This window comes from [Flexibacter] sp. ATCC 35103, from assembly GCF_001975985.1.
Taxonomy (GTDB): Bacteria; Bacteroidota; Bacteroidia; order Flavobacteriales; family Flavobacteriaceae; genus Flavobacterium.
Genome location: NZ_MTQF01000005.1, coordinates 154,661 through 169,515, shown reverse-complemented (window position 1 = coordinate 169,515; position 14,855 = coordinate 154,661). Strand labels below are relative to the sequence as shown.

Annotated in this window: 8 protein-coding genes; 6 read left to right on the top strand and 2 right to left on the bottom strand. The window is 34.2% G+C overall.

What is annotated here, in order from left to right:
- Window positions 1–78 precede the first annotated feature (78 nt).
- Window positions 79–2,958 carry a triple tyrosine motif-containing protein gene (locus BXU01_RS11845; protein ID WP_083693403.1) on the top strand — a complete coding sequence of 960 codons (2,880 nt, stop codon included), beginning with the start codon at window positions 79–81 and terminating at the stop codon, window positions 2,956–2,958.
- A gap of 54 nt (window positions 2,959–3,012) precedes the next feature.
- Here the strand turns inward: BXU01_RS11845 and murF are convergent, their stop codons facing one another.
- Together murF and gldJ are read right to left on the bottom strand one after the other, a co-directional pair.
- Window positions 3,013–4,299 carry a UDP-N-acetylmuramoyl-tripeptide--D-alanyl-D-alanine ligase gene (murF, locus tag BXU01_RS11840; protein WP_083693402.1) on the bottom strand — a complete coding sequence of 429 codons (1,287 nt, stop codon included), beginning with the start codon at window positions 4,297–4,299 and terminating at the stop codon, window positions 3,013–3,015.
- Between the two features lie 117 nt (window positions 4,300–4,416).
- On the bottom strand, window positions 4,417–6,099 hold the full coding sequence (gene gldJ / locus BXU01_RS11835) for a gliding motility lipoprotein GldJ (protein ID WP_055097001.1): 1,683 nt from the start codon (window positions 6,097–6,099) through the stop codon (window positions 4,417–4,419).
- A 214-nt stretch (window positions 6,100–6,313) separates the two neighbouring features.
- Between gldJ and porU the strand changes: the two genes are divergently transcribed.
- The 5 genes from porU (at window position 6,314) to BXU01_RS11810 (ending at window position 14,780) form a co-directional block, all read left to right on the top strand.
- On the top strand, window positions 6,314–10,150 hold the full coding sequence (porU, locus tag BXU01_RS11830) for a type IX secretion system sortase PorU (protein WP_083693401.1): 3,837 nt from the start codon (window positions 6,314–6,316) through the stop codon (window positions 10,148–10,150).
- 42 nt (window positions 10,151–10,192) lie between these two features.
- Window positions 10,193–11,398, top strand: a complete 1,206-nt coding sequence (gene porV / locus BXU01_RS11825) for a type IX secretion system outer membrane channel protein PorV (RefSeq protein ID WP_083693400.1) — start codon at window positions 10,193–10,195, stop codon at window positions 11,396–11,398.
- A gap of 77 nt (window positions 11,399–11,475) precedes the next feature.
- The gene (gene cdd, locus BXU01_RS11820) at window positions 11,476–11,958 is read left to right on the top strand and encodes a cytidine deaminase (protein ID WP_083693399.1); all 483 of its coding nucleotides are present in this window, start codon (window positions 11,476–11,478) and stop codon (window positions 11,956–11,958) included.
- Between the two features lie 158 nt (window positions 11,959–12,116).
- A complete protein-coding gene (pdhA, locus tag BXU01_RS11815) occupies window positions 12,117–13,115 on the top strand; it encodes a pyruvate dehydrogenase (acetyl-transferring) E1 component subunit alpha (protein WP_026983801.1) in 999 nt (332 codons plus the stop codon).
- 6 nt (window positions 13,116–13,121) lie between these two features.
- On the top strand, window positions 13,122–14,780 hold the full coding sequence (locus tag BXU01_RS11810; RefSeq protein ID WP_083693398.1) for a pyruvate dehydrogenase complex dihydrolipoamide acetyltransferase: 1,659 nt from the start codon (window positions 13,122–13,124) through the stop codon (window positions 14,778–14,780).
- The last annotated feature ends 75 nt before the right edge of the window (window positions 14,781–14,855 follow it).

Below are 14,855 nucleotides of genomic sequence, written 5' to 3'. Positions count from 1 at the left end.
AAGGCAAGATTGCAAATAAATAATTAAAAAATAAAACTCTTTATAAAACATTTCTAATAAAAATACATTATAAATTTTATGAAATTCATAAATACATCTTTTACATTAATTATAATTATTTTCTTACACTACAATAGCATAGCGCAGGTAAAAGATATAGGTTTGCCCGGAATTAAAAATTATAAAAGGGCTGATTATCGAGGGGGAACTCAAAACTGGAGTATAGATCAGGATGGAAAAGGCAATATGTACTTTGCGAACAATAATGGCCTGATACAATTTGATGGTTCGAGCTGGCATAAATTTTCTCTTCCTACTCAAACCGAAATAAGAAGTTTAAAAATAGATTCGAAGGGTAAAATTTTTGTAGGAGGAAACAATGAATTTGGTTATTTTAAAAATGATGAAAAAGGAAATTTAAAATATCATTCCCTTTCTGATTTGGTAGAAAAAAAAGACAAACAAAATATAAATCTAATATGGAGAATACACATCTTTAATGGCGAGGTAATTTTTCAATCCTTTACAAAAGTATTTTTTCTAAAAAACAATAAATTAACCGTCATAAATGCCCCAACAAAATTTCAGTTTTCATTTTTGGTAAATAATCATCTTTATTTTCAGGATAAATCACTTGGCATTCTTGAATATAAAAATCGAAAATTGAAACAAATAGAAGGAACGACTGTATTTAATGATAAAGAAATCTGGTCTGTATTTCCCCTGCCAAATAATAAAATGTTACTGGCAACCTTAGAAAAAGGTTTATTTATATCTGATGGTAAATCTGTTGAGCCTTGGGAAACGGAGGCTAACACTTTCATCAAAAAAAACACATCGCTTGGCGGCTCCATAATAAAAGGAAAGTTTATTGTTCTTAATTCTGTTTTAGACGGGGTAATTATTTGCGATTTAAAAGGAAAGATAATTCAACATTTAAATCGTCAAAAAGGACTTCAGAACAATACCATATTAACATCTTTTATTGACAATAAAAACAATATTTGGCTGGGACTGGATAACGGTATCACTTTTATTAATGAAAATTCTCCTTTCTCCTATTTTGATTACAGTTATAATATAGGTACCGTATATGCTTCGACTATTTACAACGGGAATTTATATGTAGCCACAAATCAGGGATTATTTTATCATTCCTGGAATAATCCTTTCAAGGACAGTCCGTTTATAAGAGTAGAAGGAACGATTTCGCAAGCCTGGAATATTCAGGTTTTAAATGGTGTACTTATTTGCGCCAGTAATAGCGGTGCGCTAGTCATTGATCAAAATAAAGTTTCTAAAAAGCTCGATACAAAAGGATATTTTGGTTTCAAGAAAATACCAAATCATGATAACTATATTATAGGAGAAAGTTATAACGGATTTACTATTTTTAAAAAGTCAGCATCAGGATTTGAATATTCACATCAGGTTTCGGGATTTGATGAAACCACAAATACATTTTCGATAGAACTGGACGAAAACTATTTATGGCTGAAAAAAGATCCTTTTCTCTACCAAATGACTTTATCTGAAGATTTAAAGAAGTTTGTTTATATAAAAAAACACAAAGATATAACTGCTTTACATCCTGGAATTGGCAGTCTTCAAAAGATTAATAATAAAGTTTATTTTCAGACCAAAAATCATTTCTACCGATTTTCCAAAGAGCAGGGAACTTTTTTTGAAGACAAGAAAATAACTGCCCTTTTTAAAGGTATTCCAACTATCAATACGTTAATAGAAGATTCTCAAGGCAGTTTATGGTATGCTTTTAATGAATCTTTAGGTGTATTAACAAAGAATAAAAACGGGACTTTTATAAAAAAACAAGCTCCATTTTCTAACCTGTCCGGAAATCTGGTAAACAACTATATTTCTGTAAATACGATTGATCCTGAAAATATTTTCATCGGATTAACAGATGGACTGACTCATTATGATTCTAAAATTTCGAATACTTTTATAACAAAACCAAAGGTATTTATAGAAAGCTTTTCGTTTCCGGGTGATACTATTTTAACGGGCAATATACCAGACAATGAACAAGCATATATGGTTCCTTACAGCTCAAATCACGTTAAATTTACATTTTCTTCCCCTACATATGAAAATCAGGAAAACGTAACGTATTCATACAAATTAGAGCCTTTTGAGGAGAATTGGCGCAGTTGGTCAGCGCTTTCTATAAAAGAATATACCAACTTGCGTGAAGGAACCTATATCATGAAACTTAAGGCTAAAAATAGTTACGGTATAGAATCAGATGTTTCTGAAATTACCTTTATTGTTTCACCGCCATGGTACAGACATTTTTTAGCGTATCTAATCTATATTATTTTACTAATTACGGCAGTTTACATCATTTCTAACCGAATCAAACTGAAAATCAGAAAAAACAGATATTATGAAACTATTGAGCAAAGAAGGTTATATCTGGAAAAAGAATCAAAAATCAGGCATGAACAGCATGAACTTGAAAAAGAAATAGAGAAATTAAAAAGTGACAAACTTCAAATAAAAATCCTGGCCAAAGACAAAGAATTAGTAAACAATTCATTGCAAGTAGTTAAGAAAAACAAGATTCTAAACGGAATCATTCATAAATTAAAAGATATTGATACTAATATTCTGGACGATTCGACTAAATTCGAATTCAATAAATTGCATAAAAGTATTGTAAAGGAGGTAAATACAGATAAAAGCTGGAAGGATCTGGAAAAACACATCAAAAACGTTCATTTTGAGTTCCTAAAGAGATTGAAAGAAAAATATCCCACAATTTCACCTCGTGAACTCGATTTATCAACTTATTTATTAATGAATATGTCTACAAAAGAAATAGCCGAAATTATGAATATCTCTACTGGAGGTGTAGAATTAGCCCGTTATCGTTTAAGAAAAAAACTAGGACTGAACAAAAAAGAAAACCTAATTGGTTTCTTAATGAGTATTTAAATAAAAACAAAGCCATTCGCAATAACGAATGGCTTTGTTTTTATAATTTTCATTCTATTGAATAAATTCTAATGTACGTTCCAGGGCCATACCTCTTGAACCCTTTACTAAAATTGTATTTTCATTAAAATGAATTGTTTTAAGATAAGCTACAAAAGCATCAAAGGTTTCAAAAAACTGAATATTATCTTTAACGATCTTATTATCGTAAAATGATTTCCCTATAAGATAACATATCGATTTATCCTGATTTACTAAAGAATCAACAATCAATTTATGCTCCTGATGGCTTTCCTTACCTAACTCAAACATGTCACCCAAAATCATTATTTTGTTCTGATTCTCGAGTTGAAGAAAGTTTGTTATCGCAACTGCCATGCTGCTTGGATTTGCGTTGTAAGCATCCAGAATAATCTGATTAGAACCAATTCTTAATAATTGCGACCTGTTATTCTCTGGTATATAATTTTCGATTGCTTCTTTTATATCCTTTTCATCCACTTTAAAATAATGACCAATTGCAACTGCTGCATTTATATTATTTGCATTGTATAAGCCAATTAAATGCGATTCTACACTAAAGTTATCGTAGTTTATCACAACAAAAGGATTCGCTGAAATATTTTTAATATTTAGATCCGCTGTTTCATTATTTACTCCAAAAGTAAATGATTTTATTCCAACCGATTTTTCAATTTGAATTGAATCTTCAAGATTTACAAAAACTACTTTATCATTTTTTGCAAGATATTTATACATCTCGCTTTTACCTTCAATTACACCTTCAACACCACCAAAACCTTCTAAATGCGCTTTTCCAAAATTGGTAATGTAACCATAATCCGGTTGAGCAATTTCACATAGAAACTCAATTTCTTTTTTGTGATTTGCTCCCATTTCAACAATTCCTATTTCAGTTTCTTTTGTAAAAGACAGTAAAGTCAACGGAACTCCAATATGATTATTTAAATTACCTAAAGTAGCTTTGGTTTTGTATTTTTTAGATATTACTACATTAATTAATTCTTTTGTGGTCGTTTTGCCATTACTTCCTGTTAAGGCAATTATAGGCAGCTTTAAATAAGCGCGGTGAAATTTTGCTAATTCCTGCAAGGTTTCTAAGCTGTTATCAACAAGAATAGTTCTTTCGTCAATAGCATAAGATGCATTATCAATAATAACAAACAAAGCCCCTAATTCTATTGCTTTAGCAGCAAAAGTGTTAGCGTCAAAATTTTCGCCTTTAATAGCAAAAAACATAGAATCCTTTTCAATTTTTCTAGTATCTATTGAAACAGATTTACATTGCAAAAACAAGTTATGAATGTCTTGAATATTCATTTATAAGATTTTTTATTGGTCATAAAAATAGAAAAAAAACAACAAAAAAGTTCCAAATTCCACACTGAATATTCAGCTTTTGGAATTTGGAACTTTTTATAATAAATTTTCTAAGACTTAGTTTCTAGGCGATTTTCTTTTTTCGGCTTTTGCACCTACTCTTGACATTGCACATCTAAACCCGATATAATCTGTTGCCATATCTTGAGGGAAATATCTTCTTTGAGCTGGATCTAACCAGTAAGCTCTATCTCTCCAAGAACCACCTTTGTAAACTCTTACGTTATCATCGATAAACGTTGTACGTTTACTAGAGTTGTCATATTTTCTAACCATTTGGCCTAAACTGTCTGTTGTTACATTATGTTTAGGAGCATTGTACATTGAATGATCTGCTTTAGATTCTGACTCGTCTCCAAAATCAAAATATTTAGATGATTGTTTATCACCATCTCTATAGTTGATATTATCACTTGTACTGAAGTTTTGTCTCAAATAAGTTTCATTTTCATCAACTGGAACCTGAGCAATTTCTCCTGGTAAGTTTGTAGCAACTTTTTTACCGTTGCTTAACGTTTTGTATTGAATGTTATCTTTAGTGATAATTTCAATTTTACCATCTTTACCAATTTTGTTTTTAGCATATTGATTTCCTCTAAAGTAGTTAAAATCATTTGCTTCATTATCAATAATAGGTCTGTAAACATCGGCAACCCATTCGGCTACGTTTCCAGCCATATCGTATAATCCAAAATCATTAGGAGCATAACTTTTTACAGCATTTGTAATATCTGCACCATCATCAGACCAACCTGCAATTCCACCGTAATCACCGTTTCCTTGTTTAAAGTTAGCCAATTGATCTCCTTTGTTTTTACGTTTAGATGAACGTGTATAATCCCCGGACCAAGGATATTTCTTTTGTCCTTTATATATATTGTATTCTCTTTGTCCAACATCAGCTGCAGCGGCATATTCCCATTCTGCTTCAGTAGGAAGTCTGTATTCTGGCAAGATAACTCCTGAAGAACGTTGTGCGTACACATTCTTTTCTTCCGGAACTACACCGTCTTTACCTGCTTTTGGTTTTCTACCGTTTGGATTTTTCTTCAACACAAGTTCTTCATTACCACCATAAGTAGTACTTGGAGACGCAACATAAGCTTCTGTGTTAAACAAACTTTCAGCGCTAACGTCTTGTGTTTTAGCTCCTTTTTTAAGGTAACCATTTTTCTCTAAGACAGCTTCGTTCACACGATCAGTTCTCCATTTACTAAATTCAACTGCCTGAATCCAGTTTACACCTACTACAGGATAGTTAGCATAAGATGGGTGTCTTAAATAGTTATTAGTCATCGTTTCGTTATACCCTAAACGATTTCTCCATACTAGGGTATCCGGAGACGCACCTTCGTAAATATTTTTGTAATTCTCTTCTGTTGGAGGGAAAACTTTCTTTAACCACTCCAGGTATTCTAAGTACATACCATTTGTAACTTCAGTTTCATCCATATAGAATGACTGAACGTGTTGTTGAGTAGGTGTGTTATTCCAATCGTGCATAACATCATCCTGTACTTTACCCATAGTAAATGTACCTCCCTCAACAAAAACTAAACCAGGACCAGCCTGTTGTTTTTTTCCTGCATTTCTGGCAGCAGTTCCATTCTGACTATCTACATCCCAACCAGTAGCTCTGGAAGCGTGACTGGAACTCGATTTTTTGCTACAACTAGCCGTGCCTAACATCAATACCATTGACATCATTAATTGCAAGACTACAATTTTGTTTACTTTCATACTCATTCTTAGGTGATAAATTTAGGTGCTGCAATATAATAATTAACATTTAATTAGCAACATCTGTTCTAATAATTTTATTTAGCTGTTTTTTACCAGAAAAATAACCTATAGTTACGAACGCAAAAATATACTTTTTATTATTCACTATAACATGAAATACTATATTTTTACTTACTAAAATACTTTTAATTTAAATCTCATTTATCAATCAATGAAACAAGCCCTAATCTTATATCTTTTTTTACTTCCTTTTATCTCCTTTTCCCAGATAAACAGGGACTTTACAATAGATTGGCAAAATAAAAAAGAAATGAGTTTTGGTGATTTGAAAATAAAAATCCCATACTTCTCCGGAGGCAGTTTTAGATATGATACTACTAAAAAAAGCATAACGTTATTGCTTAACCTGAACGAATCAGGTTATTCGAACAGCAATTCTATACAAATTACGAACATTGTATACGAATCAATTTCAATTACAGAATTAGGGGATTTAGCAATAGAAAACATTCCAGAAACGCCAAACGAAACATTAAAAGTAACTAATTCAAGAGATATAAGACAAGCTTTTTTGTTTTTGTCACCTATAATAAAGGAAGGTAATAGTTTTAAACGAATTAAATCATTTTCATATTCCACAACCACATCTACATCAAAAAGCAGCAATACATCCTCATTTCAAAAATCAAATTCCGTATATAATTCGGTTTTAGCATCCGGGGATTGGTATCGTTTTTATGTTGAAAAATCAGGTGTTTATAAAATTTCTAAATCTTTTCTGCAAAGTTTGGGTTTTGATCCTTCAAAGGCAGATCCAAGAAGAATCAAGATTTATGGAAATGGCGGAAAAATGCTTCCTTTAGCCAATAACACTTACTATCCCGAAGACCTTGCCGAAAATGCTATTCAAATCATAGGAGAAAGCGACGGAATATTTAATAATGAAGATTATATTCTTTTCTATGGTGAAGGAGTTGAAAATTGGAGTCCTGAAAGTCAGACCAATCTCAATTTATACGACACAAAATCGTATTACTATATTACGGTTAATGGAGCTGAAGGAAAACGTATTTCAAATATAAATCAGCCAACAGGAAATACAACTTTAGAGCTGACCACTTTTGACGACTATCAATTTCATGAAATCGACAAAACAAACATTGCGCATTTAGGCCGCCAATGGTTTGGAGAATCATTCGACATTAATCAGGAACAGGAATTTGAATTCAATTTTCCCAACATTGAAACTTCAGTTCCCGTAAAAATAGAATTAAATGCAGCTTCTGCGGCTTATACCCAAACCTCATTTACAATTTCTGCAAATGGTCAAAATATCAACACTATTAATTTCCCAACTTTAGTAGCGAATTCTGATGAGAAATTCTATACTCAAAAACTGGCTCCAAACAGTACATTTACAGGAGCAGCAAATGTAAAAATCAAACTTACCTACAATAATAATGGTGTTCCGGGATCAAAAGGATATCTTGATTATATTAATTTGACTGCCAAAAGAAAACTTCTGGGAACCGGAAAACAATTTAAATTTCAATATGATTTAGCAGGCTCAACCGGAGGAATCGTAAATTATACTATAGGTAGTGCTGCGGGAATTTCTCAAATTTGGGATATTACAGACCTATATAATGTATCAAAAGTAGAAAACAGCAATCAGGCGACTTTTAGTTTCAAAGCAACTTTAGGAGAAATCAGAAAATACATTGCCATTGATCCTGCTGATTATTTTACTCCGTTAAAAGAAAGTCAGCCAAAAATCACCAATCAAAACTTAAAAGGAAGCCTGTTCAAAAACAACCAAAACAGCTTTCAGGATATTGATTATGTAATTGTAACTCCAAAATTTTTAGTTTCTCAAGCCGAAAAATTAGCGAGTTTTCATCGCAGCTATTCTAATTTGAACGTAAAAGTAATCACATTAGAAAGTATCTACCAGGAATTCTCTTCAGGAAAACAAGATATTGCTGCAATTAGAAACTGCATTAAATACATCTATGCTAATGCATCTGCTCCGGATAAGAGAATAAAATATTTAAATTTATTTGGAGACGCCTCATTCGACTACAAAAACCGAATCACAAATAACAACAACATTGTACCTATATATCAATCTGTAATTAGCAACACTACCGGCGAGGCTTCATATGCTTCTGATGATTTTTATGGATTAATGGATGCTAACGAAGGCGTGGTTGTTTATCCTTTTGGAGGAATCGATATTGCTGTTGGCCGAATGTTAGTTTCAGATAATTCGCAAGCCGCCGAAATGGTAAATAAGGTTCTGGAATATCATGACCCAAAGTCTTATGGAAACTGGAGAAATAACATTGTTATGGTCAGCGATGATTCTGATAAAGCATCAGATGTAACCATACAATCTCATCAAAATAATCTTGCCGATCGAATATCTACTGAGAAACCTTTTTTAAACATGGATAAAATCATTCTGGATTCTTATACGCAAGAAGCCTCTGCAGGAGGATCGAGATATCCTAAGGCCAGAACTGATTTATTTAATGCTTTTGAAAAAGGCGCTTTAGTATTTAATTATCTGGGACACGGTGGCGAAGATGGATTGGCAAGCGAGCGAATTTGGGAAAAATCAGACGGACAAAACTTAAACAATCAATATAAGTACCCTTTATTTATTACTATTACTTGCGAATTTTCCCGATTTGACGACCCAACAAGACCAACAGCCGGAGAATACACGTTTTGGAACCCAAAAGGCGGCGCAATTTCCATGTTAACCACCATTCGCGCCATTGGCCAATACAACGCAGAAGATTTTAACGACAGCCTGAGTAGAAATTTATTCTCATATGGTTCTAATCAATATACCAGTATTGCAGAAGCACTTCGAATTTCTAAAAACGAAAATCCGAGTTCTGCCAGCAATGTTATTTTTTATCTTGGAGATCCAGCCTTAATGTTGGCAATTCCAAAGCCAAGAATTAATTTAACAAAAGTGAATGATATTGTGATTTCACAATCAATTCCGGATTTTAAATCTTTATCAAAAATTAAAATTACCGGTGAAATTACAGATGAAAATAATACCCTGTTAAGTAATTATAACGGCGAATTAGCAACTGCAATTTTCGACAAATTAATCACAACAACCACACTAAATAATGATGGATATAGCCCTGCAATGTCATTTAAAATTCTGGGAGAAACTATCTTTAGAGGAAATGCATCAGTAACCAACGGTCAATTTGAATTTAGCTTTGTTGTACCACGTGACATTCGTGTTCCTGTTGATTATGGCCGAATCAGTTTTTATTCGAAAAAAAATCAGCTTCTGGAGAATCAATCAGGCTACAATACCACTATAAAAATTGGAGGAATAAATGAAAATGCACCTCAGGACAATATAAATCCAAAAGTTAAGTTATATATGAATGATGAAACTTTTGTATCTGGTGGAATTACCAATGAATCTCCATTTTTATTAGCATTTCTTGAAGATGAAAACGGAATCAATACAGCAAGCGGAATCGGACATGATATTGTAGCAATTTTAGATGGAGATGTAAGCAACCCTTACATTTTAAATGATTACTACCAAACTAAATTAGACGATTATACGAATGGAAATTTACGATTTCCGTTGAGAAATTTGGCCGCAGGAATGCACACCATAACGTTCACTGCATGGGATGTTTACAATAATCCCGTGACAAGTGAGATACAATTTATAGTTGTTGGAGATGAGTCCCTGACATTAACACACGTTCTTAATTACCCAAATCCGTTTTCGACCTATACGCAATTCTGGTTTTCACACAACAGACCTTACGAACCTTTAGATGTTCAGGTTCAGGTTATGACAATCACCGGAAAAGTAGTATGGACAAAAAATCAGGTTGTCACCACAGAAGGCTTTTTATCCAGAGAAATAACCTGGGACGGAAAAGATGATTTTGGTGACAGAATAGGCAAAGGAGTTTATATTTATAAACTTACCGTCAAATCTAATTTGACAAATAAAAAGGCAGAAAAATACGAAAAGCTTGTCATATTATAATTATATATATATTTGTAATCTAAATACCATTAAGTTCCCTAAATGAAAAAAATATCACTACTTTTAATTTGTTCTTTTATTCTTTTTAAAGTACAGGCTCAGGAAAACCGACCTATTACCACAGGAGTCCCTTTTTTATTAGTTGCAGCAGATGCCAGAGCAGCAGGTTTAGCTGATCAGGGTGTCGCCACATCAGCTGATGCTTACTCTCAGCAATGGAATCCTGCAAAATATGCTTTTTCAGTAGACAAGCAAGGCTTCTCTCTAAGCTACACTCCTTATTTAACAGACTTAGCCAATGACATTTCTCTTGGACAAGTTACTTACTACAACAAAATTAATGAACGAAGTGCTTTTGCAACCAGTTTTCGTTATTTTGGTTTTGGAGATATTGAGCTAAGAACAACAGGAGACCCAAATGAAGCCGCAAGGATCGTTTCTCCAAATGAATTTGCCCTTGATGGTTCCTATTCTTTGAAACTAAGCGAAAAATTCTCAATGGCAGTTGCCGCAAGATACATTCGTTCAAACCTGAAAATCGCCTCAGAAGATGTAGACGCTTCACCAGCGAGTACTTTTGCAGTAGACATTGCAGGATTCTACCAATCTGAAGAAATTGCTTATTCAGACTTCAACGGAAGATGGAGAGGTGGTTTTAACATGCAAAATCTTGGTCAGAAAATAAGCTATGACAACGATGATTTAAGTTCAAACTTTTTACCGGCAAATCTTAGATTAGGTGGTGGGTTTGATTTTATATTAGACGACTATAATAAAGTAGCCCTTAGTGTTGAATTTACCAAACTTTTAGTACCTACTCCTCCGGGACCAGGAACTCCGGTAGACGCTAATGGAGACGGGGATTATAATGATGTTGGAGATATTTCGCAAGAACAGGCAGATGCAGCAAACTTCAAAAACTACAACAATATTGGATGGGTTTCCGGGATTTTTAAATCTTTTGGAGATGCTCCGGGTGGTTTCAGCGAAGAATTAAAAGAAATTACCTATAGTGTAGGTGCAGAATATATGTATCAGGATGCTTTTGCATTAAGAGCGGGATACTTTCACGAAAGTCCTGAAAAAGGAGCGAGACAATTTTTCTCTTTAGGAGCAGGATTTAAATACAACATCGTAAAAGTTGATGTTTCTTATTTATTTTCGACATCAAAAATTAAAAATCCTTTAGAAAATACACTTCGCTTTTCTTTAACCTTTAACTTTGGCGACAAATACGAAGTTTATTAAAAAGATAATACAATAAAACAATAACAATCCAAATTTCTATTTTTTAGGAATTTGGATTTTTTTTCCCTTAAAAACAAATGAAAGAAATTAGCATAACATCATCCTTTATAGTTTACGACAGCTTACAAGAACTTTCACAAGACATTCAGGATTTAATGAATCAGGCTGTCGAAGTTCGTAAAAAAGCATATGCACCCTATTCACAATTTAGAGTTGGAGCAGCTTTATTATTAGATAACGGAAAAATAGTTCTGGGATCAAATCAGGAAAATGCTGCTTATCCATCTGGATTATGCGCAGAGCGAGTAGCTATTTTTCATGCCGGAAGTATCTATCCTGAAGCTAAAATCTTAAAAATGGCTATTACAGCAGCTTCAGACACTAATCAGACTACAGCACCAATCCCGCCTTGTGGTTCATGCCGCCAATCTATTGCAGAATACGAAATCAGGCAAGATACCCCTATAGAAATCTTTTTTATGGGCGAAATAGGCGAAGTTTATAAATCGGCATCCCTGAAAAATTTACTCCCTTTTATGTTTGATAAAAAGTTCTTGTAAAAAAAAGCCAAAAAGTACCTTTTAAATTTTACTTCTTAATAGGAATGTCTTATTTTTGCATCCCGACCTTTCGGGCGCAAATTTGTGGGAGGAAACTATTTTGCGTTATAGGCAACAATTGATAACACAAACAAACTTTAGCAAAAGAAAGAATTCAGATGAAAGAAGTTACAAAAGAAGTATATTTAAAGTGGTACGAAGACATGCTACTTTGGAGAAAGTTTGAAGACAAACTTGCAGCATTATACATTCAACAAAAAGTTAGAGGTTTTTTACACCTATATAATGGTCAGGAAGCTGTATTAGCAGGTGCATTGCACGCTATGGATCTGACTAAAGATAAAATGATTACTGCTTACAGAAACCACGTACAACCAATTGGTATGGGAGTTGATCCGAGACGTGTAATGGCTGAACTTTTAGGAAAAGCAACAGGAACTTCTAAAGGTATGGGAGGTTCTATGCACATTTTCTCTAAAGAACACCGTTTTTACGGAGGACACGGAATCGTAGGTGGACAAATTCCGGTAGGAGCTGGTTTAGCTTTTGCTGATAAATATTTTGAAACTGGTGGAGTTACTATGACCTATTTTGGTGATGGTGCTGCAAGACAAGGTTCACTGCACGAAGCTTTCAACATGGCTATGCTATGGAAATTGCCAGTTGTATTTATCGTTGAAAACAACGGTTATGCAATGGGAACTTCTGTAGAAAGAACTGCAAACCATACTGATATCTGGAAACTTGGTTTAGGATACGAAATGCCTTGCGGACCAGTTGACGGAATGAATCCTGTAAAAGTTGCTGAAGCAATGACTGAAGCAATTGACAGAGCACGTCGTGGTGACGGACCAACTTTCCTTGAAATGAAAACGTACCGTTACAGAGGACACTCTATGTCTGATGCACAATTATACCGTTCTAAAGAAGAGGTTGAAGAATACAAAAAGATTGACCCGATTACTCAGGTTTTAGATGTAATTATGGATCAAAAGTATGCTACAGAAGAAGAAATTGAAGCAATTGACCAAAGAGTTAAAGACTTGGTTGAAGAATGTGTGAAATTCGCTGAAGAATCTCCATATCCTGAATTGCAACAATTATACGATGTAGTATACGCACAAGAAGACTATCCATTTACACCTCATAAACTATAATATATTATGGCGATAAAAGTAACAATGCCTCGTTTGAGCGATACTATGACGGAAGGAACGGTAGCGACTTGGTTAAAAAAAGTAGGCGACAAAATTAGCGAAGGAGATATCCTTGCTGAAATTGAAACAGATAAAGCAACAATGGAATTTGAGTCTTTCAATGAAGGAACTCTTTTACATATCGGAATTCAAGCTGGAGAAACTGCTCCTGTAGATTCATTATTAGCGATCATTGGTAACGAAGGAGAAGATATTTCTGCTCTTTTAGCTGGTGGTGACGCTCCTGCTGCTAGTTCAGAAGCTTCGGCACCAAAAGCGGATGCTGCTCCTGCTGCTGAAGCAAAAACAGAAACTGCTGCTCCTGCAAAAGCTGCAACTGAATTACCAAAAGGTGTTGTAGTAGTAACTATGCCACGTTTGAGTGATACAATGACAGAAGGAACTGTAGCAACATGGTTGAAAAAAGTAGGTGATGCTGTTGCTGAAGGTGACATTCTTGCTGAAATTGAAACTGACAAAGCTACTATGGAGTTTGAGTCTTTCAACGAAGGAACATTATTATACATCGGAATTCAAGAAGGAAACACGGCTCCTGTTGATAGCTTATTAGCTATTATCGGACCTGCCGGAACTGATATTTCTGGAATTGCTGATAATTATACTGCCGGAGGAACTACAACTGCAAGTGCTCCTGCAACTGAAGAAAAAGCTGCTCCTGCTGCTGAAAAAGCTACAGAAGCTGTTGCTGAAACTTCAAACGGAAGAATTTTAGCTTCGCCATTAGCAAAAAAAATCGCTTCTGATAAAGGAATCCAATTAAATCAGGTTAAAGGGTCTGGAGAAAACGGACGTATCGTAAAAAGCGATATTGAGAACTTTACTCCGTCCACACAAACGCAACCAGCTGCAACAGCAACTACTGCTGCACCAAAAGCTGAAACTGCTGCTCCTGCTGCACCAAAAGTATTTGTTCCTGCCGGAGAAGTTTTCACCGAAGAGATCAAAAACTCTCAAATGCGTAAAATTATCGCAAAACGCTTGGCTGAATCATTATTTACTGCACCTCACTACAACTTAGTGATCGAAGTAAGCATGGACGAAGCTATGGCTTCAAGAGCGACAATCAATACTGTTCCGGATACAAAAGTATCTTTTAACGATATGGTAATTAAAGCTTGTGCTTTAGCATTGAAAAAACATCCAAAAATTAACTCTCAGTGGAAAGAAGATGCTATCATCATCAACCACCACGTTAACATTGGTGTTGCCGTAGCAGTTGAAGACGGATTAGTAGTTCCTGTATTGAAATTTACAGACGCTATGAGTTTATCTCAAATTGGCGCTTCAGTAAGAGATCTTGCCGGAAGAGCTAAAAACAAAAAACTTGGACCACAAGAGATGGAAGGAAGTACTTTTACAGTATCTAACCTTGGAATGTTTGGTATTACTGAATTTAATTCAATTATCAACCAACCAAACTCTGCTATCCTTTCTGTAGGTGCAATTGTTGAGAAACCAGTAGTTAAAAACGGTCAGATTGTAGTAGGGAACACAATGATGTTATCATTAGCGTGTGACCACAGAACAATTGACGGTGCAACTGGCGCTCAATTCTTACAAACATTAAAACAATACATCGAAAGCCCGGTTACAATGTTGGCATAATTAGATGTTATCCTAAGCAAAGTCAAAAGATCATTTTGAGCGAAGTTTAAGGTTATTTATAATAAAATCCCGTTT

What these genes read in the sequence shown, in the direction of transcription:
- porV (WP_083693400.1), top strand. Translation starts at nt 10,193, where the DNA reads ATGAAAAAAATATCACTACTTTTAATTTGTTCTTTTATTCTTTTTAAA.
- porU (WP_083693401.1), top strand. Translation starts at nt 6,314, where the DNA reads ATGAAACAAGCCCTAATCTTATATCTTTTTTTACTTCCTTTTATCTCC.
- gldJ (WP_055097001.1), bottom strand. Translation starts at nt 6,099, where the DNA reads ATGAAAGTAAACAAAATTGTAGTCTTGCAATTAATGATGTCAATGGTA.
- murF (WP_083693402.1), bottom strand. Translation starts at nt 4,299, where the DNA reads ATGAATATTCAAGACATTCATAACTTGTTTTTGCAATGTAAATCTGTT.
- cdd (WP_083693399.1), top strand. Translation starts at nt 11,476, where the DNA reads ATGAAAGAAATTAGCATAACATCATCCTTTATAGTTTACGACAGCTTA.
- BXU01_RS11810 (WP_083693398.1), top strand. Translation starts at nt 13,122, where the DNA reads ATGGCGATAAAAGTAACAATGCCTCGTTTGAGCGATACTATGACGGAA.
- pdhA (WP_026983801.1), top strand. Translation starts at nt 12,117, where the DNA reads ATGAAAGAAGTTACAAAAGAAGTATATTTAAAGTGGTACGAAGACATG.
- BXU01_RS11845 (WP_083693403.1), top strand. Translation starts at nt 79, where the DNA reads ATGAAATTCATAAATACATCTTTTACATTAATTATAATTATTTTCTTA.